The sequence below is a fragment of the Exiguobacterium sp. 9-2 genome (assembly GCF_036287235.1).
Lineage (GTDB): Bacteria > Bacillota > Bacilli > Exiguobacteriales > Exiguobacteriaceae > Exiguobacterium_A.
The window spans coordinates 208,469-235,101 of the sequence record NZ_CP142850.1 but is presented as its reverse complement, the minus strand read 5'-3'; the positions used below and the strand labels follow the sequence as shown (position 1 = coordinate 235,101).

Here is a 26,633-nt window from a genome sequence, read left to right as displayed (position 1 = left end):
TAATTAAATTCCCGATTTAACACTGTCTCAAGCCCGGATTCACAGGGATTATAAGCTATTTGTTCCGTTTGTCACCGAATGTTGACAGACAAAAAAGCAAGGAAGACGGGCTTCCTTGCCTTTTTTTGATTTGATCATTTAAACACGGAAACGGGCAACGAGTACCTGTAGTTCTTCCGCCATATCGGATAATACTTTGGCGGATTGCGAAATCTCTTCCATCGCACTCAACTGTTCTTCCGTCGTCGCTGCGACTTGTTTCGAAGCGGACGAATTCTCTTGCGCGATATGTGCGATTTCCGTCGCTGACGCAGATACTTCTTGGACGTTCGCTGCAATTTCTTCGACAGTCGCCGTCACGTCTTCGATCCGTGGCGTCATTTCCTGCGTTCGTTCGAGAATCTTTTGGAAACGCTCTGCTGATGCTTCTGTCGTCGACAAACCGGCTTTCGTCTGTCCTGAGACTTCCTTCATCATCGTGACCGACTGATCCGTCTCCTGTTTAATGTTTTGAATCAGCTGTGCAATCTGTTTCGTTGAATCCTGTGATTGCTCTGCTAGTTTACGCACTTCACTCGCGACGACAGCGAATCCTTTTCCATTTTCGCCTGCGCGTGCTGCTTCGATCGCTGCGTTCAGTGCTAACAAGTTCGTTTGCTCAGCGATACCGTTGATGACATCGACGATTTTTCCGATTTCATTCGAACGATGGGCGAGTGAGCTGATGACACCACCGAAGTTCTGAACAGAAGCATCGATTTCTTTCATCTGCTCAACGTTCTTCAGCACAGCAACTGTTCCATTCTCGGCTTCTGTTGCCGTTGAACGTGACAATTCCGAGACATCGGTTGAGCTCTCAGCGATTCGCATGATGCCTGCTGTAATCGATTGGAGCGAAACAGCATTCGCATCGAGTTGGCGTTTCGATTGATCCGCCCCTGCTGCGACCTGTTGAATCGATCCCGCGATCTGTTCCGATGCCGATGTCGTCTGAGCTGAGTTCGCCATCAATTCCTGAGAAGAGCCAGCTACTTGTGTAATCGACTGATCGAGATTAATGATGATCGAACGGAGTGAGTCAACCATGACGTTAAAGCTTTGCGCCACTTTCCCCACTTCATCATTTGATTCAACGATGACGGGCTCCGTCAAATCACCAGATTGAATCCGTTCTGCTCCACGTGTTAAATGACCGAGTGGGCGAAGAATCGAGCGAAGAATGAAGTAGATGAAGATGGCTGCGACGAGCAACATCCCGCCGATGACAACAAGCGTCGTCCAAAGAATACTCGATGTCGCATCCGTGATTTCATGATCGTACAGTGTTCCGGCAACCTTCCACTTCGTCAGGTCGTTCGTCATGAAGTCCATCTGTTTGCCTTTGTTTTCAAACTCATAGCCAAATTGCCCTGCTGGGTTAGCGTAAAGTGATGACACCCATTTGCCTGTCGCTTTCTCACCTGGTTTTAATGTCGGATGCGTAACGATTTTTTTCGTAGAATCAAGAATCATTACGTATCCTTCTTTTCCGATTTTGATCTTTTTCGCGATTTCCGCGATCCGGTCGACATCGACATCAATCGCCACGACACCTTTTCCGTTACCAGTCGTCTGCGAGAGCGTGACCATCATCTTGTTCGAGGCAGCATCGACGTACGGATCCGTGATGACGACCTTGCCACCTGCTGCTTCTGCCGATTGATACCACGAGCGTTCCCGTGGATCATAATCATCTGGCATGACCTGTTCCGGGAAAATATTCATATCCCCGTCCGTCGTCGCGAAATAGATGTTCGCCGCCTGCGGATGCATATCGAGATATTCAGTCATTTTTTCCTTTAACGCAGCATTTTGTTTTCCTTTTTGATAGAGCGTTCCGTCAATTCGGTCCGCAAAAAAGGCGACATCGCGCCGCATCGGATCAATGATGTTTTGAATCTCATCATTCATCCGGTCGACTCCACTATGAGCAGATTGAAGAATCTGTTCCGTCATCTTTTGTTTCGCGAGGTCATATGCGACAAAGCCGATTACTAATGCAGGAATCATCAAAAGTAGAATGGATGTCACGATTAATTTTTGTTTGATGCTCATTGTTCGTTTGATCTTTTGTTCCATGTGTCACTCCATTCTCGAGTGCAAGGACTCGCTATTCTACCTTCTCTATCGGAAGAATAACGAAAAATGTTCATAGAAAAATCGATAAACGTGTACTAGTTCACATGAAAAAAGACGACTCAGTTCGAGTCGTCTTCCTTGGTAACGCTTACCTTATGCTTCTTGATCGCCCTTCCAGTTCATCATACCGCCTTCGACGTTGACGATGTCGTATCCATATTGCTCGAGGAAACGACCGACGTTTTCGCTCCGCGCACCCGCTTTACAGATCAAGTAGTAGGTTTCGCCTTCTTGCAATTCCGTATAGCGTTCGCCGATCTCAGACATCGGAAGGAAGCGGACGTTCGGAATATGTCCTGCATCGTATTCATCCTGCTCACGGACGTCGACGACATGCAACGCCTCACCTGCCTCTAATCGCTCTTGTAATTCATCTACATGAATCGTTTTCATCTCGTATGACCTCCTGTATGGTTCTGTCGTAAGTGTAGCAAATCTATCGTTAAAACAAAACGAAACCGTATTATAGGAATCCTCTTATTTTATAAAGCAGAATCCAAATGGTTCGGAGATCGACAACAAAGATATAGATTCATTTAAGTTCAATTCCACATTACATATTAAAGCCCTAAAAGCAGACGCTTCTAGTCCGCTTTTAGGGCTTTATCTTTTTATTTTGAGATGGAAGTCTGCGTTAATGCAGCACCATTCGTAGCAATGATCTCTTTGTACCAATAGAATGAATCTTTCCGTGAACGGGCAAGTGTTCCCGAACCATCATCGTGTTTATCAACGTAAATGAAACCGTATCGTTTACTGTATTCACCAGTCGACGCACTGACAAGATCGATACAACCCCAGCTCGTATACCCCATCATCTCAACGCCGTCTTGAATCGCCTCCATCATGGCCTTTAAGTGACCTTCAAGATACGCAATCCGGTAAGAGTCATGAATCGTACCATCCGGCTCCACTTCGTCGTAAGCACCAAGTCCATTTTCGACAATGAACAACGGAACCTGATAACGATCATACAATTTATTTAAGATGATACGTAAGCCATCCGGGTCGATTTCCCAGCCCCAATCACTCGCTTTCAGATACGGATTCTTGACCCCGCTCATGATATTTCCGCCTGCTTCGTCTCCATCTTTTTCTGCTTTTTCCGTCCGCGACATATAATAACTGAGCGAGAAGAAGTCGACCGTATAGTCGCGTAACAGATCAAGATCACCGTCTTCGATCGCTAGCTCGATTCCGTTTTCTGCAAAGAAACGGTCAGCAAATGCCGGATAAGCACCACGGACATGGACGTCCCCGCAGAAATAGTTCATCATCCGTTCTTCCTCTAGCGCAAACTGAACATCGACCGGATTCGAACTGTACGCATATACGGGTGCAGCGATCAGCATACATCCGATTTGCATCGATGGATCGATTTGGCGAGCCGCTTTCGTTGCTAGACTACTTGCGACGAATTGATGATGTAGACCTTGGTATGTCGACTGTAACATGTTTTCGTCTTCACGCACTGCCATCCCAAGACTGAGCATCGGCATGAACTGGGCACCATTGATTTCATTAAACGTTAACCAGTACTTGACTTTCCCTTGATAGCGTTCAAATAATACCCGGCTGTATCGTTCAAAAAACGTTACGAGTCGGCGATCACGCCATCCTCCGTATTCTTTTGCTAGATGAAGCGGTAGTTCGTAATGCGAAATCGTCACGAGCGGCTCGATACCATATTTCAACAACTCGTCAAAGACATTATCGTAGAACTGCAATCCTGCTTCATTCGGTTCTGTCTCATCCCCGTTCGGGAAGATTCGACTCCAAGCAATCGACATCCGGTATGTCTTGAAACCCATTTCAGCGAACAAAGCGATATCTTCTTTATAATGCTGGTAAAAATCGATTCCGTCATGATTCGGATACGTGTATTCTTCTTTCAATTCAAAATCGAATCGCGGATCGTGGATGACGTTCATTCGATGTTTTCCGCCTGGCATGACGTCAGCAATTGATAATCCTTTTCCATCTGTCGCATACGCACCCTCTAGTTGATTGGCCGCTGTTGCGCCACCCCATAAAAAATCGGATTTGATCTGTTTCATGAAAAATTCCTCCTCTAATTTGGTTTAGACTAAGATACGCAAAACATCACGCGACGGTTCGACTGTACCTTGATACGTCGGCAATACATCGAGATAACTTGCCGTATTCGTGACGATGACTGGTGTAATAACGTCATAACCTGCCTGTTTGATTCGTTCAATATCGAAGCGAATCAGTGGATCTCCCACCTTAATCGCCTTCCCACTCTCAACGAGCGACTCGAAGTATTGACCGTTCAACTGAACCGTATCAAGACCGATATGAACTAAAATCTCAACACCGGTGTCAGATCGCAAACCAATCGCATGTTTTGACGGATAGACGGTCACGACTTCTCCGTCAAATGGTGCGTAGACGACACCTTCATCCGGAATGATCGCGAGTCCTTTCCCCATCGCACCGCTTGAAAAGACGGTATCGTTCACTTCATCCAACGAAATAATTTGCCCTTTGACCGGCGCAAGTACTGGTAAACCTACTTGTTCACTAATCGTCGGTACTTCTTCCGTGATTTGTTGCTTGTCACGTGCAAAGAAATATGTCAATCCAAACGAGACTATTGTAGCAACAGCTAGTCCGATAAGTGCTCCCCAGAATGAGAGGTTGATACCATCTTGCGGAATCATGACAGGTACCCCGAAAATTCCAAGTCCACCAAGTGCATAGGAAGCTGTTCCCAGCGCACCACCTACTAATCCGCCTACGGCACCACCAACAACACCGAAGATGAATGGCTTTTTACGTGGTAGTGTCAAACCATACATCGCGGGTTCCGTAATACCAAAGATACCGGCAATCGTCGAAGAAGTACCAAGTCCTTTGATTTTTGGATCCTTCGCTCGCATTGTGATCGCGAAAACCGCACCCACTTGACCAAAAGTTGCCATTAATACACCGACTGTGATGGTATCAAATCCATTGACAGACAAGTTATTGATAATGATTGGTACGAGTCCCCAGTGCAGACCGAACATGACGAAGATTTGCCAAAACGCACCGATGAAAGCAATCGCAATGACTGGACTTAAGTTATAGATGAACGAGTAACCAGCTGCCAGTCCTTGGCTGGCATACGTTGCAAGCGGACCAATCGCAAGGAAAGTCAGCGGGACAACCAACATGATGACGAGCATCGGTGTCGTGAAGTTTTTGACTGCTTCATGCGAATGACGATTGAAAAACTTTTCAAGTTTTGATGAAACGAATGTTGCCAAGATGATCGGAATGACGGACGAAGCGTAACTCATCAGGACGACCGGAATCGTCAAGAACGTTAAGCTATCACCAGAAGCCTGCAAGGCGACAATCGACGGATAAACTAACGCTCCTCCGATAATCATCCCGATATATGGATTACCACCGAACTTTTTCGCTGCTGAATGACCGAGAACGACCGGTAGGAAGTAAAACAAAGCGTCCGCAGTTGCATTTAAAACGATGTACGTCCCCATCGTCGGTGTCAACAGCCCCGTCGCTACAAGGATTGCAAGTAAGCCTTTTAATAGGCCGCTTCCTGCCATCGGACCAAGGATTGGTGTGAAGATGCCGGCAATCGTATCGATGAAACGGTTAAATAAACTCGTTTTTTCTGCTTCTTCCGACGTCTCCTGACCAATGCCGTTTAGTTCGTTGTAGACATCACCGACGTGGTTGCCAATGACGACCTGAAACTGACCACCACTCTTTACGACAGTAATAACACCATCGACTTGTTTTAGCGCTTCAGCATCTGCCTGTTGTTCGTCTTTTAATTTGAAGCGTAACCGGGTTGCGCAGTGGAAGACTGTTTTGACGTTGTCTTCGCCACCAACCAAACGCACAATGTCTTGCGCAAGAGCTTGATACTTCCCCATATGACTCACTCCATTCGTATTTTTGGAATAAAAAAACCTAAACGACGGCAAGTGGAAAAACACCTGCAATCATTTAGGTTTGGCCCGTCGATGCGGTAACCATCCTTAGGATTGATTCTGTTTCATCAAATTTTCGATATGAATCATTAAATAGAGTCGCTCATCTTTCGATACTTCATAGTCATACTTGCCTGTAATCAAATTAGCAATTTTCTCGACGCAATTAAATGCGAGTGGATAACGCGATTTGACCATTTCATATAATTCCTCGTCTCCACCAACTTTTAGCATCGTTTTTGAAACAATCCGTTGTACAAAAAATTTCAAATGCGTTAAAAAGCGAGCGTATGCGTGAGATTCCTCATCCAATTCTACTTGGAAGTGATACGTGATGATCGTCATGATCGCCTGTGTCGCTTTCGTCATTTCCGTAACGATATGCAGGCTCTCCCCCTTGACTCCAGACATCGACGCATTGACGAAGTGCAACGCAATCGAGACCGCTTCTTCTTCTTCCAAGTGAACTGCATGCCGTTCATTGACGAGTCGAACTGCCTCTTTTCCAGCGGCAAATTCCGGACCATAAAATCGTTTGACTTCCCAGACGAGCGGATTTCGAATCACAATTCCCTCCGCATATCGTGATAGCGCATAATGAATGTGGTCGGCTAGCGTTACGTAAATCGTGTCATGAAGCGATTTGTTGAGCCTCGCTTCTGCCATCTTAACGATTTCCTTGACTGTTTCGATTTCAGCTTGTGGCATCTCATTTAAAAAATCGATAAATCGTTCTCGACTCTCTTTACTCTCGAGCGTAAAGGTTTTTTCAATCCGTGATTCGTCAATCACATCACCCATTCGTTTTTGAAACGCGATTCCTCGCCCCATGACGACGTGTTCTTGCCCATTCGATTCAATCGCCACCACGTTATTATTAAACACTTTCACGATCTGCATGGAATCTTTCACCTCCACCCTTGAGCATCGAATTGAAAAGAAAAAACCTAAATTCATATCCATCGCCGCAACACGCAACAGATATCAATTTAGGTTTTGCCTGCTTTTGCAGTAACAATCCTGAATGGTTTATTCTTTTCCCTATTAGAATACGACGGAATCAGTGTGGCGTCAACTCATTTATGAAGCGCTTTCAAAATATATTTTAATGCTAAAAAACTGAGTCCAGTATTTACCGGACTCAGTTTATCGAGATCATCTCGTATCTCGTTTCCATTCCATTCATCTATACGCTTATTCTCCTGATGCCTGACGCGTCGACTGACGTGTCTCCTTATGCATTCCCCGTGCATAATAGACAGCAATCAGAATCGCATACCAGAGTGGTCCAACGACCAGAGCGATCCGTGTACTTGCGTCAAATGCCATCAAGACGATGACACCGGCAAGCGCCGCGAGGGCGATATAGTTCGCAATCGGGAAGAACGGAACACCAAATTCTGCTGAACCGTGTACTTTCCGTGCTCGCATCTGAGCGATTAGAATCATTGCCCACGTCCAGACGGCGCCAAACGTCGCAATACTCGTAACGATCGCAAAGACGTCTTCCGGTAAGAAATAGTTCAAAGCGACACCGACGAGCAATGCGACACCTGAAAGAATCGTCGCCAGTGCCGGAACACCGTTTTTCGAGATTTTCGAGAAACGACGTGGTGCTTCACTGTTCTCGGATAAGTTCATCATCATCCGGGCTGTCGAGAAGATACCCGAGTTACATGACGAGAGTGCTGCCGTTAAGACAACGAAGTTAATGATGCCGGCTGCTGCCGGAATGCCAAGTGAATCAAATAATAATACGAACGGACTGCTGTTGTTCGCACCGACTTGATCCCATGGATAAATCGATAAAATGACGAAGAGCGCCCCGATGTAGAATACTAAGATTCGAAGGAAGACGTTGTTAACAGCTTTTCGAATCGTTTTTTTCGGGTTCTTCGCTTCCCCTGCTGTGACCCCAATCACTTCAATTCCTAAGAAGGCAAACATGACCATCTGCATGGCAAGGAGTACTCCACCGAATCCGTTCGGCAGGAATCCACCATGTGACCAAAGGTTCGAAATCCCAACCGGTGTGCCGCCGTTTCCAAGACCAATGACGATCGTCAAAGTTCCTAAGATGATCATGGCGACGATCGCGACGATTTTAATCAACGCAAACCAAAATTCGAATTCACCATAAAATTTAACAGCAATGAAGTTGATGCTTGTCATCAAGACAAGTGCTGCTAGCGCCCATACCCACCCCTGGGAATCCGGGAACCATACTTTCATGTAAATACCGACTGCTGTGATTTCCGCCATACACGTAAAAATCCAGAGTAACCAATAATTCCAACCCGTTAAAAAACCAGCTAATGGACTGACATACTTTCGGGCATATTCCGCAAAACTACCAGCGATCGGCTCCCGCACTGCAAGCTCCCCAAGTGCTCGCATGATAATGAAAATGATGACACCACCGATAAGATAACCAAGTAAGATCCCTGGACCTGCCAATTGGATCGCTTTCGCTGATCCGAGGAAGAGTCCAACACCGATTGCCGCCCCCAGCGACATGAGTGTAATGTGACGTTCTTCCAGTCCCCGATTCAACTCTGTCTGTTGTTTCATTTTTACGACGTCCTTCCAGTCTCTGTTTGTTTCTTAGCAGTTCCCCGTACCGCTACGTTGTCAGTATAAAGAAGATGTGTCGATTTTGTAAACGTTTTCAATGTATATTTTTCACTAAATCCACATACTCGGAATATTCTGATTACGTTAGCAGTATAAAAAAGGAACTACCTGCTACTATGTAGTATACAGGATAGCTCCTTTCGGAAAGTTACAATTGTTATTCAACTTTAGCAAGTGGCACATCTGCTGTTTCGGACTTCCCGGTCAATCGGAAGATCCCGTTCAATAGTAATGCTGTTAGTGAACCAGCGACGATCGGGCTATCCGTCAAAACGCGAATTTGTGATGGGAGACCTGCTACGATTTCAGGATTCATGCTAATTCCTAGACCAATTCCGAGCGCGAGTGCCACCGTGATGACGTGCTCGTTCTTCGAAAAATCGACCCGTGAGAGGATACGGATCCCGCTTGCCGCGACCGTTCCGAACATGATCAACATCGCTCCACCAAGAACAGGTTTTGGAATCAATGTCGTAAACGTCGCTACTTTTGGTAAGAAACCGAGCAAGATCAAAAATCCACCCGCAAATAAAATGACTTTGCGTGTCTTTACGCCAGTCAACTGAACTAGACCGACGTTTTGGCTATAGGTCGTGTAAGGGAAACTATTGAAGATACCACCAACGATCGTCGCGACACCCTCTGCTCGGTAACCACGCGCTAGATCCTTATCCGTCAAACGACGGTCCGTGATTTCACCAAGTGTCAAGAACACACCTGTCGATTCAACCATCGAGACGAGACCAACGAGCGTCATTGTCAAGATGGCAGTTGCATTGAATGTCGGTACACCGAAGTAAAATGGTGTCACCATTTGGAACCATGATGCTTCTGCCACCGGACTGAAGTCGATCATTCCCATGCCAAATGCAACGAGTGTACTGATCATCACAGCAATTAAGACAGCTGCCGCTTTTGAGAAGACCGTACCGTAGCGATTCAAGATTAAAATCAAGACGATCGTTAATCCGGCGAGTCCGAGGTAACGTAAGTCACCAAAGTCTTTCGCTCCCTGTCCGCCTCCGATATCGTTGATCGCAGCCGGAATCAAGGAAATCCCGATGATCGTCACGACGGAACCAAGGACAACCGGTGGGAACAGGACCGCGATCTTACTAAACCAACCTGAAATGACGAGAATGATCAGCCCACTGGCAATCAAAGCACCGTAAATCGCTGTAATGCCTTGAAGACTTCCAATCGCAATCATTGGACCGACTGCTGTAAAGGTACAACCAAGTACGACTGGAAGACCAACACCTGTGTATTTCGTGACGAGTACTTGTAATAAGGTCGCAACGCCACACATGAAAAGATCAATCGCCACTAAATAAGCAAGTTCTTCTCCTGACAATCCGATCGCACTCCCGACGATCAGTGGAACAACAGCTGCTCCCGTGTACATCGCAAGCACATGCTGAAGTCCGAGACTGGCTGCTTTGAAGTTTGATAGTCTCATACGGTCACCGAGTCGACGAATGTCGCTTTTCCGTCCTTCAATGACTCGACACGCGCGAGTGACTCGACACGGAATCCAGCTTCGATCAGTTTTTGACGTCCCGGTTGGAACGACTTTTCAATGACGATTCCAAATCCAGCGACTTCTGCCCCTGCCTGTTCAACGAGACGAGCGAGACCAAATGCTGCTTCTCCGTTTGCGAGGAAGTCATCAATGATCAGAACACGTTCACCCGGTTGCAGGTATTTCTCTGCGACCGTGATTGTATTCGTCTGTTGTTTCGTAAATGAGAAAACTTCAGCTGAAATCGTTCCTTCGTTCAATGTGACCGATTTCGTCTTACGAGCATAGACCATTGGTACGCCAAGACGAAGTGCTGTCATCATTGCCGGGGCAATACCTCCCGCTTCGATTGTCAAAATCCGCGTGATGCCAGCATCTTGAAAGCGTTCCATGAACTCATAGGCGATTTCCCACATCAACGTCGGATCAACCTGATGATTTAAAAAAGCATCCACTTTCAATACTTGATCCGATAAGACGATTCCCTCTTGATTAATCATGTCGTGTAGACGTTTCATACATGCATTCTCCTCTTTAAAAAACGAAAAAACGTACAGCCGCTACCCGGGGGCAGCCACTGTACGCCAAAAAAGAGAGCAGTAACTCACCACCCGTAGTCGGATCGTTACGGCGATCCGGTAGAGACTCGTGGGCCAATTCCCACTATTATACGAGCGTTGCTATACGTTTACGTTTCGTGATTTTCGTGATGTGTACCATTGTACGGGGTTTAGCGAAAAAGTAAAGACTTTTTCACACTGTGCTTAGGCTTGGCGTTCTTCGACCGCTTGTGCCGCCGTGATGATCGCGAGTTTGTAGACATCTTCTTCGTTACAACCGCGTGAAAGATCGTTGACCGGTTTGTTCAAACCTTGAAGGATCGGACCGATTGCTTCGAAGCCACCAAGACGTTGTGCGATTTTGTAGCCAATGTTTCCAGCTTCAAGACTTGGAAAGATGAAGACGTTCGCTTGACCCGCGACATCTGATTCTGGTGCTTTTGATTTTGCGACACTTGGAACGAAAGCAGCATCAAATTGAAGTTCGCCATCGATCGCAAGTTCTGGTGCGCGTTCTTTTGCGATACGCGTTGCTTCAACGACACGCTCTGTCTCTGGTGATTTTGCTGAACCTTTTGTTGAGAAGCTGAGCAATGCGACTTTCGGATCGATCCCGAATGTTTTCGCTGTTTTCGCAGATGCGATCGCGTTCTCTGCTAGATCGTTCGCATCCGGTGCGATGTTGATCGCGCAGTCTGCGAAGACGTATTGCTCATCGTCACGAACCATGATGAAGACGCCAGATGTTTTTTTATAGCCTTCTTGCATTTTGATGATTTGAAGTGCCGGGCGAACTGTATCACCTGTCGCGTGCATCGCACCCGATACGAGACCTTCTGCTTGTCCAGTGTGAACAAGCATTGTACCGAACGTGTTCACATCTTTTAAGATGACAGCACGTGCTTGTTCTTCTGTTGCTTTCCCTTTACGACGCTCAACGAACGATGCGACGAGCTCATCAATGCCAGCGTAAGAAGCAGGATCAATTGTATCAAGTCCAGTTACATCGATGCCGTTCGCTGTTGCTGTTTCTTCAATTTGTGCACGCGGTCCGATGACGACCGGTGTGACAAGACCGTCTTTCTTCAAACGGACAGCTGCGCCGAGAACACGCGCGTCAATTCCTTCTGGGAAGACGATTTTCGGTTGGTGCGCTTTAATCTTTTGTTCTAACATATCGAATAATTGCATGAGTTTCTCTCCTTTTTAGGTAAACACGACGACGTCGATTTGATCCATTTTCTTTTCCACCGTTTATTATACACAGTTCTCAATCGTTGTTAAAACAATTTGCAAAAAAGTTATCTAACAAAAGCACTGAAGCCATATTCATCGACTACTACAGCTTTTTTATAAAATAGTACAGAAGCCGTTTTCGAGAAAAACAGGACCCCCTATCCCTTTTACCCACTCTCTGCTTTTTTCATGTGTTACGATCTCATGGACAAAACCTTTTAAGACGAAGCCTTTTAATAGAATGTGATAAGATAGGATATGGAAAAAGACAATTTATTTCAGACTCAGGAGGTCATCTCATGCAACACCAAACATCTGAACCGACTGCTACGCAACAAGCCGCTGAAACACTCGACGGCTGGTATACATTACATGATTTTCGCCGGATCGATTGGTCACGCTTAAAACAAGTCGACGCGACAGAGCGCGCGCGCATGATTGAAGAGTTCCAAGCCTTCCTCGCAGAGCTTTCTGGTGTGGAAGAAGCTAAAGACGGAAGCCACGCACTTTATACGATCATTGGTCAAAAAGCAGATCTCGTCTTGATGGTTCTTCGTCCTACGATGGAACAAATCCAAGACGTCGAAGTCAAGATGCAGAAACTCGATCTATATGATTATTTGGTTCCAACATATTCTTATGTCTCTGTCGTCGAACTTGGTACGTACCGTGGTTCAGGCGAAGGAAACCCATACGAGAATCCATATGTGCGTGACCGCCTCTATCCGATCCTGCCACAAGCGAAGCACATCTGCTTCTATCCAATGAGCAAGTCACGTCGCGATGGCGATAACTGGTATACACTCTCAATGGAGAAACGAAAAGAGCTCATGTATCGTCACGGTATGATCGGTCGGAGTTACGCTGGGAAGATTCAGCAAATCATCGGTGGATCAACTGGATTTGACGATTGGGAATGGGGCGTTACGCTCTTCTCAGATGACATTCTTCAGTTCAAGAAAATCGTCTACGAAATGCGTTTTGATGAAGTCAGCGCGAAATATGGCGAGTTCGGTGAATTCTTCATCGGTAACCGTCTCGAAAGTGAACAATTAAATACTCATTTTGCACTTTAATGTGTTGAATGACGTTTGATTGAAATATCTCATGGGAATATACTCCTTGCGGCTATAAAACAGTAAGTTGAATGACGTAAGGAGGAATTACCATGGGGAATGCTATGAACCGATCGACACGATCGCGTGAATTGCAATTCGCTGTGCTTTCAAAAGAGCTGAAACCGGTTGCAGATCGTGTACTGGATCGCTATGAGCAAGCATTATCGAAGCTAAACAAAACACAAACCACAAAGCGGTGAATCCGTTTTGATACCTACGCCTACTCTATCATGAGTAGGCGTTTTTCATATGAAAAAGACCGTCTTTCTCCATGACTGAAGAAACACGGTCCGTTCTCATAATCCTTTATAGGCACCAATTGCGACAAAGATCCACGCCGCGATGAACAAGACGCCACCGATCGGTGTGATGGCACCCAGTTTCGTTACATTCGTCAATGCCATGACGTACAGACTACCTGAGAAGAAGACGATTCCGGCGAGCATCAGCCATGCAGCCAATGACCATTGTGGGATCGATGCCTTTAATAAGAGTCCTCCGAGTGCTAGGATGCCGAGCGAGTGTACCATCTGGTAAAGTACGCCTGTCTGCCAGTTCGCGAGCATCCGCTCCGTCAACATATCTTTTAAGGCGTGTGCACCGAATGCACCTAGTGCGACCGATAGCATCATCGAGATCGCGCCAATCATAATGAATACTTTCATAGTTATTCTCCCCCTAACCGTCGTGCTGGTAAATTCCATTCATAATAATACGATAGCATACGTAAAACGGTGATGAGTCCGAGCAATGTGAACAAATGTAGAGGATTCGTCAATTGGAAGCGATCAATCACGAGTGCTGCCATGACAGCCCACATCGCATAGATCTCTTTATGCAAGACGAGTGGTTTCCGACCAGCGAGTAAATCGCGAATCACTCCGCCACCAACACCGGTCAGTACAGCCGCTGAAATTGTTGCTGACAACGGCAGTCCTTTTGCTGTCGCCATCAGGGCACCTTGAATCGCAAACGCAGACAATCCGAGCGCATCCGCGAGGACACCCCAACGTGTCCAGTGCGGCAAGAATAACTGGGGTAACATGAAAATCAACAACGCAACGAGAATCGCGACTAAAAAGAGACCACCTTGCGACCAGAGAGCAGATACTGGTACACCAATCAATAGATTACGAATGGCACCGCCACCAAATGCTGTGATCAAAGCAAGTAACCAAACGCCGAATAAATCATATTTTTCTTCCATCGCGACGATCGCACCACTCATCGCAAAAGCGACCGTGCCGATGATATTCAATAAGTCCCAGGACATGCGCACATTTCACCTTTCTACAAAGAAATTCCAATACTTACTATACTCTCTTTTTAGTTTCCGTAAAGCATTAATTTTCTGTCACCGTTTCGACCGTTTGCGAGTGACGTTTTTAGGTAAAGTAACCTATACTGAAACAAACTGTACAGGAAGCTAGGTGACCGTATGAAACGTTGGGCGCTTTATCGCATCGTCGTCATCGTGACGATGTTCGCACGTTACATCTTTACGATCTATCGATTCACCCGGAAAAACCGGCCAGGTACGAACAACGAAGAGTTTGAGCGCATCATGATCCGAATTGCGCGTGACTATAAGAAAAAAGCATTACGGTTAGAAGGATTATTGATCAAGCTCGGTCAGTTCTTATCAATTCGAGCCGACCTGTTTCCTCCGTCCGTCTTGATGGAACTGACCGAACTGGTCGATAAAGTTCCTTCAAGTAAACTTGGAGAGTCACGAAAGATCATCGAAGAGGATTGGGGTATGCCGATCGAAGAAATCATCTCGGATATCAGTTCCCGTCCTGTCGCTTCTGCCTCGATTGGTGAGGTGTACAGCGGAACCTTAAAATCAAACGGTAAAAAAGTCGCGATCAAAGTCCAGCGACCAAATATCGAACAAATCATCAAAACCGATTTCCGTGCCATGCGTATCGTCATTGCCATGTTGCGCCGGACGTCGTTAAACAAATCGACTGATTTGCAAAGCTTATATCGCCAAATGGTCTTCGTAATCGGTGATGAATTGAATTACCGTACCGAATTAAAAAACGGTCTCTACTTTAAAAAGATGTATGAAACAAACCCTGTCATTTATATCCCGAGCTATTATGAAGAACATTGTACAAATCGGGTGCTTGTCATGGAATGGATTGAAGGAACACGCATCACGGATCTGGATTATCTAGCCGAACATCAGATTGACCGTGAAGAACTAGCACGTAATTTATTTTTGAACGCTGGAGAACAATTATTGTTCGGCGGGAAATTCCACGCCGATCCGCACCCAGGCAATGTCCTCGTCCAGTCCGATGGCAAAATCGTCTTGCTTGATTTTGGGATGATCGGAGCGACGACGCCCGATGATATGCGAGCGATCCAGCGGATTCTTCAGTCCTTCGTCACATTGGATTACGATGCAATCGTCGATGGTTTAGAAGATCTACGATTCTTATTGCCAAATGCGAATAAGCAAAATATCCGACAAGCAATTGAAAAAGCAGTCACGTTCTATCTCGAAAGTGATATGGAAAACGTGGATACAAAACTGATCGAGAAGGTCTTATCCGATATCGAATTGCTCGTCCGAAATGAACCGATCCAGCTTCCTGCTGAGTTTGCTTTCTTTGGACGTGCCGCATCAACGATTCTTGGAATCCTTCAGATTCTTTCACCGCAAATCAACCTGCTGGAACTCGCTAAACCAATGGTTCGACGCTGGCTCGATGACGAAGGGAAAAATCAAAACCGTTACCTACAGATTGCTGGTTCTTACGGCGCGCGATTGCTCGCCTTCCCGCGTCTTGTTAACGATGCCTTAAGCGAACCGACACGTTGGCGGATCATGGAGCAACAAAAGTTCTCTCGTGTTGCGAACATCGAGTCACTCAAAATCCGACAGTGGACGAGTTCGCTCGTCGGGATCATCAGCCTGCCTTTTAGTTATCTCGGCTATTATTTTACGCAGTACGACGTCATGGGCATTTCCTTGACGATCGCTGTCATCGCTTTATGGAACGGTCGCCGGATCGGACGACAAATCGTCCGGATCGCCGATGAACCATTCCGTTAAATAACACATGAGCAGACGTCCACCTCGGTGGACGTTTTTTATTTCAGAATAATTCATCTTCGCACCATAAGGTTTTTCCTATCGCCTTGCGGGGTACAGCTTCAAGTAGAGAGATAATAGTAAGGAGAGGTGAAACACTTGATTGATATTCTAATTGCCATCGTTCCCGCATTGATGTGGGGATCGTTGCCGCTTGTCGTTTCGAAAATCGGAGGTTCAACGGCGCAACAAATCATCGGTACGACTCTGGGTGCGTTACTTTTCGCGATCGTCACCTTCTTTTTTGTCAGCCCAGAGATGTCGACGACCGCTTGGGTTGCCGGATTCTTTTCTGGTGCCTTTTGGGCACTTGGTCAAAAAAATCAATTTGCCGCATTTCGTCAAATGGGTGTCTCAAAAACGATGCCAATTTCAACAGGGATGCAACTCGTCGGAACATCGTTGTTCGGTGTTCTTGCTTTTGGCGAGTGGTCAACGACAACTGCCTTGATTCTCGGAATCAGTGCGCTTGTATTGATCATTGCCGGAGCAGCTTTCACGTCTTATAAGGAAGATAAGAGTAAAGAAGATGAGAATATCGGCAAAGGATTGACGCTCCTCCTCATCTCGACTGTCGGATATGTCGGATATGTCGTCATCGCCCGCTGGTTCGATATTAATGGCTGGGAAGCCGTATTACCGCAAGCGATCGGGATGGTCGTTAGCGCAATTCTTCTTTCTTTACGAGAAGGAGACCTCTTCACAAAGAAAACAGCTGGCAATACCATCGGCGGACTCATGTGGGCTGTCGGGAACGTCGCTTTACTGTTTGCTACGGCAAAAGTCGGGGTCGCAACAAGCTTCTCCCTTTCTCAAACAGGTGTCGTCATCTCAACCATCGGTGGCGTCCTCTTACTGAAAGAAACGAAAACGAAGAAAGAGATGACCTTCGTCATCATCGGTTGTATTTTAGTCGTTGCTGGTGGAATCATGATTGGATTTACGAAACAATAAATGAAGGAGTGAAGCATCATGTATGAAAGTTTAAAAGGAAAAGTTGCCATCGTAACAGGTGGATCGATGGGAATCGGTGAAGCAATCATTCGCCGTTATGCAGAAGAAGGCATGCGTGTCGTCATTAACTATCGCAGTCACCCGGAAGAAGCAAAAAAAATTGCCGAATCGATTCAAGATAAGGGTGGCGAAGCTATTACGATCCAAGGAGATGTCTCGAAGGAAGACGACATGATCAACCTTGTGAAAGAGACTGTCGATCGCTTTGGTCAATTAGACGTTTTCGTCAATAACGCGGGAATCGAGATGCCGTCAGCCTCCCATGAGATGTCGCTCGAAGACTGGCAAAAAGTCATTGATGTCAACTTGACAGGAGCTTTCCTCGGGGCACGAGAAGCACTGAAGTACTTCGTCGAACATGATGTCAAAGGTAGTATCATCAATCTGTCGAGTGTGCATGAAATCATTCCATGGCCGACATTCGTCCACTACGCCGCGAGTAAAGGTGGCGTCAAATTGATGACACAAACCCTTGCGATGGAGTATGCACCGAAAGGAATCCGGGTTAATGCAATTGGACCTGGTGCGATCAATACGCCGATCAACGCTGAAAAATTCGAAGATCCAGAACAACGCAAAGAAGTCGAGAGTATGATTCCAATGGGCAACATCGGGAAACCAGAAGAGATTTCTGCCGTTGCTGCATGGCTTGCGTCGGATGAAGCAAGTTATGTTACAGGGATCACGCTCTTTGCGGACGGCGGCATGACACTTTATCCTTCTTTCCAAGCAGGACGCGGTTAACCTATTTTGAGTAGACAAGGAGAGGACCGCTCATGACCACTTTTTTCTCATTGATCCGTCGCGGAAATAAGTCAGCCCTTGCTGCCGCCATCGTCAATACGATCATTGCCGCGATCAAGTTCGTCGCCTATATCTTAACTGGGAATGTAGCGATGTTCGCTGAAATGATGCATACGATCGGTGACGCAGCGAACCAGTTCTTCGTCTACATCGGTTCTGCTCTCAGTAAAAAAGCACCAACGAAACGGTTTCCGAACGGTTTTGGTCGGCTCGTTAATCTCGTCTTACTTGCTGCAATCATTGTCGTCGCTCTCCTTGCTTACGAGACGATTCGGGAAGGCATCTTGCATATCACGCACGGTCCTGGAGAAAAGACAAGTGGTTTGTGGATCATCCTGACGGCACTTAGCATTGGTGTTGTACTGGAAGTCGGGGTGTTCTATAAAGCGATGAAAGAAATCGCGCATGAGACGGGACTCAAATCGAGCGGACTGACACTTGTTGGTCAAAGCTTCGCCCATCTTGGACAAGCCAAACCGGCGACACGTCTTGTCTTCATGGAAGATCTTGTCGCAACTCTTGGTGGCGTCATCGCCATTATCGCTGTCCTGATTTCGCATTATACATCGTTTTATCAAGCAGAAGGCATTGCATCCATCTTGATTGGACTCATGATGTTTTATGTCGTCTACAACGTCTTTATTCAAAATGCTGCCGGTGCGCTCGGTGAGGTTGATGAAGTACTGACAGCCAAAATCGGTGAAATCTTGTTACGTGATGAAGCGGTTCGGGACATCGAAAAACTTGAAGTCATCAAGGAAGGAGATCACTTCCATGTCGAAACGGAGATTGAAGTTGATCCCAACTTGACAATTGCGCAAGCGGACGACATTAAAGATCGACTCGAATTGCAAATTCGCATCCTTAAAGGAATCACCGATGTCACGATCTCCTTTGATGAAGATGATAACGTACAGCAGTATCAACCACCGCCACCACCTGTATGATAGATAAAAGCCATCGCTAGCGATGGCTTTTTTTGCGTTTATCAGCGTGTTGCTCGGACGAATCCGGCTTCTTGTGCTTCTTTCTCCGTACAGAACCGTTGCTCCGGCTTCACTTCATTGTAAGACTGACCACCCGGGACATGGTAAATTTTTTTACCTGACCGATTGATATTACCTTTGATATCGCAGGATTTCGTTTCTGTAATCGCTTGAACATTGAATCCGCGATTCGTGACGTAGCCATCGTGCTTCCAGATTTTCTTCTTTGCCTGCTTGGCTTCCTGTTCGATCTGTTCAAACACATCGACATAACGTGTGTCTGGTTCATAGACGAACGCCACACGCGCAAGACCTTTTCGGAGTAACTCTTGATTCAACATTTTATCGCCGTACCAGACATATGCGAGCAGTCGTCCGTATCGGTCAGCCCGGGAATGATCACGCTCTAACCGAATAGCTGTCCCGCTCGGTAATGTCTCTTTTGTAAACGCTGAAGCTTCCGTTCCATAAGGTTGAACCGGCGTATCCGGTTTAACAGTTTCCGGTGTATCGACGAGCAACAAACGAACATCCTCCGTTTTGCCGTCTGCTAGCCTCACTTTTAATGTATCCCCATCGATGACGCGTTGCACTGTCGCTTTCGTAATCTTTTCATCGTCTGGTTGCTTGATGCCAAGCAGATCGGTTTCTTCTGGTGCACAACCGATGAGGACGAATAAAAAAAGTAGACTTATGAATACAGATCGTCTCATTTCTATTTCTCTCCTTTCCATGAAAATACGGATTCGGTCAATGTCCGAACCCGCATACGTCACCTTGTTCATAAGTTAGTCTGCTGATAGAACTGTCTCTACTTCGTTACGGTTTGTATAGAGTGTATAGAACGCTTCCGCTACGTTTTTCGGATCAAGTGCCGTTCCACGCTTCACTTCTCCGGCAATCGTGACGGTTCCGACGTAGACACCGTCTTCCTTCAACGTATCATGGAGCATGTGCGTCACTTGACGAACGCCTGCCTTGCCAATCGAAAGCCCTGGTAACGATTTGATTGCTTGCATCGCAGCGCCACCTCCTGTAATCAGGATGGCGCCGTCTTTTCGTTCCTGCATCGAAGGAGCAACGAGTTGTGCGGCATGCAGTGCACCGAGAACATCGATCTCGAACTCTTTCGTAATCTGTTCTGCCGAGACTTCAAGGACAGATGCTTGATGTAAAATCGAAGCATTATAGACTAAGACATCGATTTGTCCATACTGCTCCTCTGTCCATTCGATGAGTGATGCGATATCGGCTTTTCGAGAAGCATCACATTCTACCCCCACCGCCTCTACACCTTCTTCTTTTAGTTCCGTGATGACGGCTGCAAGCGTTTCTTGTGTCCGCGCCGCACAAACGACTTGAAACCCTTCTTGCCCGAATCGTTTACTGATTTCATATCCGTTTCCTGGTCCTGCTCCAATGACGATGACTGTTTTCATGACGTATCTCCCTTTCTCATTTTAACTGTGATGGTTATTCCCTGAATTGCGTCATTTCATTCAAAAATCGAGCAATGAAGTGCCTTTTTCTTCTTTTTCCTGCGAAACACCCATGAAACGCGCTAACATCGGATCGACCGCTGGGGTTGCCTGAGGCGTTGACGTAGGAAGCGATATTGTCGAACTCGACGTCGAATCGGATTCGAGCAGTAGTTCACAGTAAACCTTCATCGCTGCAATCTGTTCTTTCTGCGCAGCTCCTGTTGTTTGGTCAATACGTTGCATCGCTTGGCGCATCTTTTCGATGATGTGTTGCTCGGTAATCATCTTGTATTCCTCCTTATGGTAGATTGAGGGTATGAACTTGAAAAGGATGTGTTTTCTATGATTCGTACCGCATTAGTTGGTTTTGGTCTTGCCGGTGAACATTTGCATGCGCCTTATTTACACGCACCTGATTATCAGTTGGTCGCTGTTCAGTCGAGTCGCCCGGAAGCGGTCGCTGCGTACGACGCGACGCTCCCTGTCTATCCGACACTTGAAGCATTACTTGAAGCGGAACAAATCGATTTAGTCGTCATCGCGACGGCAAATGATCTGCATTATCCACTCGCGCGTCTCGCCTTGCTCTCGGGCTGTGATGTACTTGTCGAGAAACCGTTCACCGTCACGCTCGAAGAAGCCGAAACGTTGACAGAACTAGCACGGACATACGGTCGGTTACTGACAGTTTATCATAATCGGCGGTACACGAAGGACTTTCGGACGCTGATGACCTTATTGAAATCTGGACGACTCGGTACGCTCCAGACGTTCGAAGCGCATTATGACCGTTACCGTCCCGATGTGCAGGAGCGTTGGCGCGAACAGGACGTTCCTGGTGCCGGACTATTGTACGACCTTGGTTCACACTTGATCGATCAAGCACTCGTCGCCTTCGATGAAATTCCAGACCGTGTCTTTTGTGATCAAACGATTCAACGACAAGATGGGATCGTTGATGACTATACACATCTAATTTTAGCCTTTGGCACGCGACGCGCTATTTTGCATATCGGTTCCATCGTTCCAGCTGTTGGTCCCTCCCTGATGGTGCACGGAACACAGGCGAGTTACTTCGTTGATGAAGTCGATACAAAACGGACGACCTATCAATTGGCTGAAGCAAATGGACCTCTGCAAGACTTCCCTTTTGTTTCCGGTCATTTTGGGGATTATTATACGGATCTCGCTCCAGCCATCCGTAAGCGAACCACACCACCTGTCTCTGCGAAACAGGCTGAACTCGTCATGAAAATCATTGATCGTGCTCAAAAGAGTGCAAAAGTGGGTACATGGATAGAAGTAGACTAACTATTCATTTCAGACGAACAGGGGGAAGACAAGATGTTTTCAAGTACGGAACGGACAGCATGGTTAGAAGAGATGGGACAAGAACTTCTAGACGTCCTCGTCATCGGGGGCGGTATCACGGGAGCTGGTATTCTGCTTGACGCACAAAGTCGCGGCATGCGAACAGGCTTGATTGAAATGCAGGACTTCGCCGAAGGGACATCGAGCCGATCGACGAAACTTGTCCATGGTGGATTGCGTTATCTGAAGCAGTTCGAGATTAAACTCGTCGCCGAAGTCGGGAAAGAACGTGCCATCGTGTATGAGAACGCACCGCATGTGACGACACCGGAGTGGATGATGCTTCCACTTGTCGAAGGTGGTACATTCGGTAGCTTCTCGACCTCGATCGGCTTACGTGTCTATGACCAACTCGCTGGTGTCAAACGCCATGAACGTCGGACGATGCTTAGCAAAGAAGAAACATTACGTTACGAACCACTGCTACGCTCGGAACACTTAGTCGGTGGTGGTCGGTATGTCGAATATAAAACGGATGACGCTCGACTGACGGTCGAAGTCTTAAAAGCAGCCATCGGTTACGGCGGACGTGCCGTCAATTATACGAAAGCGGAATCGCTTGTCTACCACAATGGAAAAGTCGTTGGTGTCGAAGTCCGCGACGTCTTAAGTGGTAAAACGTATACGATTCGGGCGAAGAAGATCATTAATGCGACGGGTCCTTGGGTCGATGAACTGCGCGAAAAAGACGGTTCGAAGTCTGGAAAGTCATTACACCTGACAAAAGGGATTCATCTCGTCATCGATCAAGTACATTTCCCGTTGCAACAAGCCGTTTACTTCGATGTTCCAGACGGTCGGATGATCTTTGCGATTCCACGTGAAGGGAAAACGTATGTCGGAACAACGGATACGAACTATAAAGGAGATATTCTTGAGCCTGGTGTCACCGTCGAGGATCAGGATTACATCCTAGAGGCGACGAATCAAATGTTCAACGTCGAGTTACGACCTGAGCATGTCGAATCAACGTGGTCTGGACTACGTCCACTCATTCATGAAGATGGAAAAGATCCAAGTGAACTGTCCCGAAAAGACGAAATCTTCGTTTCGAAATCCGGTCTGATGTCAATCGCCGGTGGTAAGTTGACTGGGTACCGGAAGATGGCAGAACGAATCATCGATATGGTCGCGGAGCAATTCAAGACAGAAGAAAATCGAATTTATCTTGCTTCCCGTACGCACGATATCTTGCTTGGTGGTGGTCATCCACAAGGAAGTAAAGGATTCGCGCGTTACATGAAGGAACAACAACCAAAAGGCGAAGCACTTGGGTTGTCACCGAATGAGACGACATGGCTCATCCAGCGCTACGGTACGAATGTCGAACGTGTCTTCGAATTGATTCGGACACGCGGTGACGAAGCCGCTCGTTATCAATTACCGTTACACTGGTTCGGTGCCCTTCTGTATGGTCTAGAAGCAGAGCTCGTCATGCAACCCGGTGACTTCTTGAACCGTCGTGCTTCAGCCGTCTTCTTTGATTTCCCACATGCTGAACAATACGCAGACGGTGTTCTTGCCCTGATGCGTAGCGAACTCGGCTGGTCGGCAGAAGATGAAGCGAAAGCCAATGAAAGCATTCGTCGTGAATTTGATGCGGTTCGCGTCAAAGGTCCTGTTCCACTTTCCTAACACAAGAAGACCCGATCGCCTGAAGGCGACTGGGTCTTTTGATGTGTTTACTCTTCTTCTTTTGAAGCAGCAAGTTCCGCTGCCGGCATGTTTCCTGGGTGTAGATTTGAACGCTTACGCGCAAACGTAAAGTAAAGCACTAAACCGATTGCAAGCCAGATTCCGAAAGCAATCCATGTCTCGAGTTTCAAGTTGAACATCAAGAAGAGACATGCAGCGATCGCTGCGATTGGCACATATGGCATACCCGGACATTTGAATGCACGTGGGAGATCCGGCTGTGTTTTACGAAGAATCAAGACAGCGACAGAGATTAAGACGAATGCTGCGAGTGTACCCATGTTGACGAGGTTCGCGATGACATCGAGTGGAACGAATCCAGCGACGAGTGAACTACCAAGTCCGATCATCCAAGTCGCCTTGAATGGTGTTTGGTATTTCGGATGCACTTCGGAGAATACTTTAGGGAACATCCCGTCACGCGAGATCGCAAACGCGAGACGCACCATTCCGTATGTCATGACGAGAATAACCGTTGTGATCCCGAGAATCGCACCGAGATCGATGAAACCAGCGACCCAGTTTTGACCTGCCATTTGAATCGCAAGTGAGACCGGGTGATCGATACCAGCGAATTGTTTGTAAGGGACGATCCCTGTCATGATGGCTGCGACGATGACGTAAAGAATTGTACAGACAGCAAGTGAACCGATGATACCACGTGGTAAGTTCTTTTGTGGATCACGGACTTCTTCCGCTGCTGATGTAACAGCATCAAAACCGATGTACGCGAAGAAGACGATCGCAGCACCCGAGAAGACGCCTCCCCAACCAAATGGAGTGAATGGTGTCCAGTTTGATGGTTCAACGTAGCCAACACCGACGACGATGAACAACACGACGACTGCTAATTTGATGACGACCATGATGTTGTTGACACGTTTCGTTTCCTTGATTCCCATCGACAACAATGCCGTAATGGCAAAGAGGATCAGGAAGGCTGGAAGGTTGAAGTATGTCTTGGCTCCTTCTACTGCTCCTGGAGCTGCTGAGAGAGCTGTTGGCACATGGATATTAAATCCTGCGAGTAAAGACTGGAAGTAACCTGACCAACCGGCTGCTACGGCACTGGAGGCGAGTCCATATTCGAGAATCAAGTTCCAACCGATGATCCAAGCGAAGATCTCTCCCATCGTTGCATACGTATACGTATAGACGGATCCACTGACCGGAATCGTTGATGCAAATTCAGCGTAAGCAAGAGCAGCTAGACCACAGGCGATGGCAGATAGAATGAATGATACGATAAGTCCTGGTCCTGCAGTCAACGCTCCTGTTCCCGTCAAAACGAAGATTCCGGTACCGATGATGGCGCCAATTCCTAAAAACGTTAAATCCATCGCGCCAAGATTTCGAGCAAGTCCACTGTTGCGTTTACTTGCAGCAATCATAGCGGAAACATCTTTTTTCCGCGTCAAACTCATGATGTACTTCCCCCTATATCCGTTGTGATTTGTCTTACGAAGCGAGTCGTTCGTAAGAACTTAATCAAAAATTTACGAAGTTTTCAGATAAATTGATATAGGTCATTATACCTATTTGTTTTTTGCGTGACGCTTTCATCTATTAAAGAATAAAAATCACTTCAAAAATATCGGCATGTAACATCTGTTACATACCGATATTTTTCTCCTTTTTCAGTCCACGTTTTAAGTCGTTTTCCGCGTCTTCATCCATTCTAAAAACACTTGGTAATCCAGCTTTGTTCGCATGACATAAGCTTCTGACCAACGCTCGATCTGCTCCAAAAAAGCGGTATCGGAAACACCGATAGCTCGAATGATTTCAACATCCGCATGATGGGTTAATATTTTTTCTTGAATTCCCGCATCTTGATCTGCCCGCGCATGGATTTTCGCGGTAATTTGACCTTGAATACATAACACGTTCTCAAGGTCTTCCTGACTTTTTATATGCTTCGCCTTTAGTTTTTTCTTGTACGGTGAGCGCTCGCGTACATAATATTCCTTTTTTTCAATCGTCAGATAACCAAGATATGGATCTTCATGTGCCTGCATCGCCTTTTGCGACGTGATGACCCGTCTCCCTTGATGAACGGTTTCTGCTTCTGGACGATAAACGGGCAGGAATAACGAAGGGACAGACGTTTGCGCTTGTTTCATCTCAAGAATCAAATCTTCTTCTCCCCCTTCGCCCTCAATCAAGATGTAATAGCGCTCGAGACCAATGGATGCTGTTCCGCTGTCTAGCTTACGAACGATATCCTTGATCGTATAGAACGATTCCTCACGGCGATCCTCGGTGTCGATTGTCTCGATGTAGGAAGGCCAGGCAGACTCAATTGCTGCTCGTGTCGCATCATCTACTACTTCCATATCCGGGAGTGTACAAAATCGTCTCACGCCATCTACCAGTTCCGTTCGCTCCCCCATTAATTCTTCACGTTTTTTTTCTGCTTTCTTGATTAATTTCTTGATTGGCCCTTTTGTATTATCTCTTGTAAAACAAACATCACTTGGATCTTTTCCAAGTGCATACTTTTTTAAATCATGTAAGTATTCAAGAACATAATTACGAATTGCAGGGACTGAATCATATCCTGCCTCTTCAGCGAATAATCGCACAGAGACTGCCATGCGAATCAAATCGTATAAATACGATCCTAAGTATCCTTCATCAAAGTCGTTGACGTCGTAGATGATTTCTCCTTTTGCATTGCCATGGACACCGAAGTTCTCAAAGTGAAGATCACCTTGGATCCAAGTTGGCTTATCACGAGGTGTGTCAAAACCAAGCGGAATCCGGGTCACATCGTAATAAAAAAGATGCGAACTCCCCCGAAAAAAACGAAATGGACTCAAACTCATCTTGTCGTACTTTTCTTGACGTGCTTTCTCATCGAGCTGACGGATTTCATGATCATAGAAATCAAGTACCTTTGCAATCGTCATCTGTCGAATCTCTTCATACACGGACTGAAACATCTGATCCTCTCCTTT

24 protein-coding genes and 1 riboswitch are annotated in these 26,633 nt (G+C 46.6%); of the genes, 8 read left to right on the top strand and 16 right to left on the bottom strand.

Annotation, left to right across the window (positions count from 1 at the left end; all coding sequences use genetic code 11):
• Positions 1-138: 138 nt before the first annotated feature.
• From VJ374_RS01345 to pta, 9 genes are all read right to left on the bottom strand, one after another.
• A complete protein-coding gene (locus VJ374_RS01345) occupies positions 139-2,118 on the bottom strand; it encodes a methyl-accepting chemotaxis protein (protein WP_329469825.1) in 1,980 nt (659 codons plus the stop codon).
• A 153-nt stretch (positions 2,119-2,271) separates the two neighbouring features.
• Positions 2,272-2,571, bottom strand: coding sequence for a rhodanese-like domain-containing protein (locus tag VJ374_RS01340; RefSeq protein WP_023466762.1), 300 nt, complete (start codon positions 2,569-2,571; stop codon positions 2,272-2,274).
• Between the two features lie 218 nt (positions 2,572-2,789).
• Positions 2,790-4,235, bottom strand: a complete 1,446-nt coding sequence (locus tag VJ374_RS01335; RefSeq protein WP_329469822.1) for a glycoside hydrolase family 1 protein — start codon at positions 4,233-4,235, stop codon at positions 2,790-2,792.
• 24 nt (positions 4,236-4,259) lie between these two features.
• Entirely contained in the window at positions 4,260-6,089 is a 1,830-nt protein-coding gene (locus VJ374_RS01330) for a beta-glucoside-specific PTS transporter subunit IIABC (RefSeq protein ID WP_035411432.1), read from the bottom strand.
• 105 nt (positions 6,090-6,194) lie between these two features.
• Positions 6,195-7,046 carry a BglG family transcription antiterminator LicT gene (gene licT / locus VJ374_RS01325; RefSeq protein ID WP_329469820.1) on the bottom strand — a complete coding sequence of 284 codons (852 nt, stop codon included), beginning with the start codon at positions 7,044-7,046 and terminating at the stop codon, positions 6,195-6,197.
• 294 nt (positions 7,047-7,340) lie between these two features.
• Entirely contained in the window at positions 7,341-8,717 is a 1,377-nt protein-coding gene (locus VJ374_RS01320; RefSeq protein ID WP_056064422.1) for an amino acid permease, read from the bottom strand.
• Positions 8,718-8,937: 220 nt separating this feature from the next.
• A complete protein-coding gene (locus VJ374_RS01315) occupies positions 8,938-10,239 on the bottom strand; it encodes a nucleobase:cation symporter-2 family protein (RefSeq protein ID WP_056064425.1) in 1,302 nt (433 codons plus the stop codon).
• Positions 10,236-10,820: a xanthine phosphoribosyltransferase gene (locus VJ374_RS01310; RefSeq protein ID WP_035411444.1), complete on the bottom strand. Its 585-nt coding sequence runs from the start codon at positions 10,818-10,820 to the stop codon at positions 10,236-10,238. The genes VJ374_RS01315 and VJ374_RS01310 overlap by 4 nt, the downstream gene beginning before the upstream one ends.
• 76 nt (positions 10,821-10,896) lie before the next feature.
• Positions 10,897-10,996: riboswitch (purine riboswitch) on the bottom strand.
• Positions 10,997-11,066: 70 nt separating this feature from the next.
• Positions 11,067-12,053: a phosphate acetyltransferase gene (gene pta, locus VJ374_RS01305; RefSeq protein ID WP_056064431.1), complete on the bottom strand. Its 987-nt coding sequence runs from the start codon at positions 12,051-12,053 to the stop codon at positions 11,067-11,069.
• Between the two features lie 344 nt (positions 12,054-12,397).
• Here pta and hemQ point away from each other — a divergent pair, with 344 nt between their 5' ends.
• Both hemQ and VJ374_RS01295 read left to right on the top strand, forming a co-directional pair.
• Entirely contained in the window at positions 12,398-13,174 is a 777-nt protein-coding gene (gene hemQ / locus VJ374_RS01300) for a hydrogen peroxide-dependent heme synthase (protein WP_035411450.1), read from the top strand.
• 92 nt (positions 13,175-13,266) lie between these two features.
• Positions 13,267-13,416, top strand: coding sequence for a hypothetical protein (locus VJ374_RS01295; protein ID WP_023466754.1), 150 nt, complete (start codon positions 13,267-13,269; stop codon positions 13,414-13,416).
• A 96-nt stretch (positions 13,417-13,512) separates the two neighbouring features.
• Here VJ374_RS01295 and VJ374_RS01290 read toward each other — a convergent pair whose 3' ends face one another.
• Entirely contained in the window at positions 13,513-13,881 is a 369-nt protein-coding gene (locus VJ374_RS01290; protein WP_023466753.1) for a DUF423 domain-containing protein, read from the bottom strand.
• Between the two features lie 2 nt (positions 13,882-13,883).
• Positions 13,884-14,489 carry a trimeric intracellular cation channel family protein gene (locus VJ374_RS01285; RefSeq protein WP_023466752.1) on the bottom strand — a complete coding sequence of 202 codons (606 nt, stop codon included), beginning with the start codon at positions 14,487-14,489 and terminating at the stop codon, positions 13,884-13,886.
• Between the two features lie 165 nt (positions 14,490-14,654).
• Here VJ374_RS01285 and VJ374_RS01280 point away from each other — a divergent pair, with 165 nt between their 5' ends.
• From VJ374_RS01280 to VJ374_RS01265, 4 genes are all read left to right on the top strand, one after another.
• The gene (locus VJ374_RS01280) at positions 14,655-16,283 is read left to right on the top strand and encodes an ABC1 kinase family protein (protein ID WP_035411453.1); all 1,629 of its coding nucleotides are present in this window, start codon (positions 14,655-14,657) and stop codon (positions 16,281-16,283) included.
• Positions 16,284-16,424: 141 nt separating this feature from the next.
• Complete coding sequence (locus VJ374_RS01275; protein WP_197026242.1) at positions 16,425-17,276, top strand: GRP family sugar transporter; 852 nt, start codon at positions 16,425-16,427, stop codon at positions 17,274-17,276.
• 18 nt (positions 17,277-17,294) lie between these two features.
• Complete coding sequence (locus VJ374_RS01270; protein WP_308102239.1) at positions 17,295-18,080, top strand: glucose 1-dehydrogenase; 786 nt, start codon at positions 17,295-17,297, stop codon at positions 18,078-18,080.
• Between the two features lie 32 nt (positions 18,081-18,112).
• Positions 18,113-19,087: a cation diffusion facilitator family transporter gene (locus tag VJ374_RS01265; RefSeq protein WP_329469811.1), complete on the top strand. Its 975-nt coding sequence runs from the start codon at positions 18,113-18,115 to the stop codon at positions 19,085-19,087.
• 41 nt (positions 19,088-19,128) lie between these two features.
• Here the strand turns inward: VJ374_RS01265 and VJ374_RS01260 are convergent, their stop codons facing one another.
• From VJ374_RS01260 to VJ374_RS01250, 3 genes are all read right to left on the bottom strand, one after another.
• Positions 19,129-19,839, bottom strand: coding sequence for a thermonuclease family protein (locus tag VJ374_RS01260; protein ID WP_214856257.1), 711 nt, complete (start codon positions 19,837-19,839; stop codon positions 19,129-19,131).
• Between the two features lie 75 nt (positions 19,840-19,914).
• Positions 19,915-20,565, bottom strand: a complete 651-nt coding sequence (locus VJ374_RS01255; RefSeq protein WP_035411468.1) for an SDR family NAD(P)-dependent oxidoreductase — start codon at positions 20,563-20,565, stop codon at positions 19,915-19,917.
• Between the two features lie 60 nt (positions 20,566-20,625).
• Positions 20,626-20,892 carry a DUF5327 family protein gene (locus VJ374_RS01250; protein ID WP_035411472.1) on the bottom strand — a complete coding sequence of 89 codons (267 nt, stop codon included), beginning with the start codon at positions 20,890-20,892 and terminating at the stop codon, positions 20,626-20,628.
• Positions 20,893-20,949: 57 nt separating this feature from the next.
• On the opposite strand from VJ374_RS01250, the gene VJ374_RS01245 reads away from it, so the two are divergent.
• Both VJ374_RS01245 and VJ374_RS01240 read left to right on the top strand, forming a co-directional pair.
• The gene (locus tag VJ374_RS01245) at positions 20,950-21,918 is read left to right on the top strand and encodes a Gfo/Idh/MocA family oxidoreductase (RefSeq protein ID WP_035411475.1); all 969 of its coding nucleotides are present in this window, start codon (positions 20,950-20,952) and stop codon (positions 21,916-21,918) included.
• Positions 21,919-21,951: 33 nt separating this feature from the next.
• On the top strand, positions 21,952-23,613 hold the full coding sequence (locus VJ374_RS01240) for a glycerol-3-phosphate dehydrogenase/oxidase (RefSeq protein WP_035411477.1): 1,662 nt from the start codon (positions 21,952-21,954) through the stop codon (positions 23,611-23,613).
• Positions 23,614-23,660: 47 nt separating this feature from the next.
• Here VJ374_RS01240 and VJ374_RS01235 read toward each other — a convergent pair whose 3' ends face one another.
• Together VJ374_RS01235 and VJ374_RS01230 are read right to left on the bottom strand one after the other, a co-directional pair.
• Complete coding sequence (locus VJ374_RS01235) at positions 23,661-25,097, bottom strand: branched-chain amino acid transporter BcaP (protein ID WP_035411480.1); 1,437 nt, start codon at positions 25,095-25,097, stop codon at positions 23,661-23,663.
• 225 nt (positions 25,098-25,322) lie between these two features.
• Positions 25,323-26,618: a DUF2252 domain-containing protein gene (locus tag VJ374_RS01230; protein WP_290748398.1), complete on the bottom strand. Its 1,296-nt coding sequence runs from the start codon at positions 26,616-26,618 to the stop codon at positions 25,323-25,325.
• Between the last annotated feature and the right edge of the window lie 15 nt (positions 26,619-26,633).

Coding starts and splice junctions, on each gene's coding strand:
- VJ374_RS01345 (WP_329469825.1), bottom strand. CDS start 2,118: ATGGAACAAAAGATCAAACGAACAATGAGCATCAAACAAAAATTAATC.
- VJ374_RS01340 (WP_023466762.1), bottom strand. CDS start 2,571: ATGAAAACGATTCATGTAGATGAATTACAAGAGCGATTAGAGGCAGGT.
- VJ374_RS01335 (WP_329469822.1), bottom strand. CDS start 4,235: ATGAAACAGATCAAATCCGATTTTTTATGGGGTGGCGCAACAGCGGCC.
- VJ374_RS01330 (WP_035411432.1), bottom strand. CDS start 6,089: ATGGGGAAGTATCAAGCTCTTGCGCAAGACATTGTGCGTTTGGTTGGT.
- licT (WP_329469820.1), bottom strand. CDS start 7,046: ATGCAGATCGTGAAAGTGTTTAATAATAACGTGGTGGCGATTGAATCG.
- VJ374_RS01320 (WP_056064422.1), bottom strand. CDS start 8,717: ATGAAACAACAGACAGAGTTGAATCGGGGACTGGAAGAACGTCACATT.
- VJ374_RS01315 (WP_056064425.1), bottom strand. CDS start 10,239: ATGAGACTATCAAACTTCAAAGCAGCCAGTCTCGGACTTCAGCATGTG.
- VJ374_RS01310 (WP_035411444.1), bottom strand. CDS start 10,820: ATGAAACGTCTACACGACATGATTAATCAAGAGGGAATCGTCTTATCG.
- pta (WP_056064431.1), bottom strand. CDS start 12,053: ATGCAATTATTCGATATGTTAGAACAAAAGATTAAAGCGCACCAACCG.
- hemQ (WP_035411450.1), top strand. CDS start 12,398: ATGCAACACCAAACATCTGAACCGACTGCTACGCAACAAGCCGCTGAA.
- VJ374_RS01295 (WP_023466754.1), top strand. CDS start 13,267: ATGGGGAATGCTATGAACCGATCGACACGATCGCGTGAATTGCAATTC.
- VJ374_RS01290 (WP_023466753.1), bottom strand. CDS start 13,881: ATGAAAGTATTCATTATGATTGGCGCGATCTCGATGATGCTATCGGTC.
- VJ374_RS01285 (WP_023466752.1), bottom strand. CDS start 14,489: ATGTCCTGGGACTTATTGAATATCATCGGCACGGTCGCTTTTGCGATG.
- VJ374_RS01280 (WP_035411453.1), top strand. CDS start 14,655: ATGAAACGTTGGGCGCTTTATCGCATCGTCGTCATCGTGACGATGTTC.
- VJ374_RS01270 (WP_308102239.1), top strand. CDS start 17,295: ATGTATGAAAGTTTAAAAGGAAAAGTTGCCATCGTAACAGGTGGATCG.
- VJ374_RS01265 (WP_329469811.1), top strand. CDS start 18,113: ATGACCACTTTTTTCTCATTGATCCGTCGCGGAAATAAGTCAGCCCTT.
- VJ374_RS01260 (WP_214856257.1), bottom strand. CDS start 19,839: ATGAGACGATCTGTATTCATAAGTCTACTTTTTTTATTCGTCCTCATC.
- VJ374_RS01255 (WP_035411468.1), bottom strand. CDS start 20,565: ATGAAAACAGTCATCGTCATTGGAGCAGGACCAGGAAACGGATATGAA.
- VJ374_RS01250 (WP_035411472.1), bottom strand. CDS start 20,892: ATGATTACCGAGCAACACATCATCGAAAAGATGCGCCAAGCGATGCAA.
- VJ374_RS01245 (WP_035411475.1), top strand. CDS start 20,950: ATGATTCGTACCGCATTAGTTGGTTTTGGTCTTGCCGGTGAACATTTG.
- VJ374_RS01240 (WP_035411477.1), top strand. CDS start 21,952: ATGTTTTCAAGTACGGAACGGACAGCATGGTTAGAAGAGATGGGACAA.
- VJ374_RS01235 (WP_035411480.1), bottom strand. CDS start 25,097: ATGAGTTTGACGCGGAAAAAAGATGTTTCCGCTATGATTGCTGCAAGT.
- VJ374_RS01230 (WP_290748398.1), bottom strand. CDS start 26,618: ATGTTTCAGTCCGTGTATGAAGAGATTCGACAGATGACGATTGCAAAG.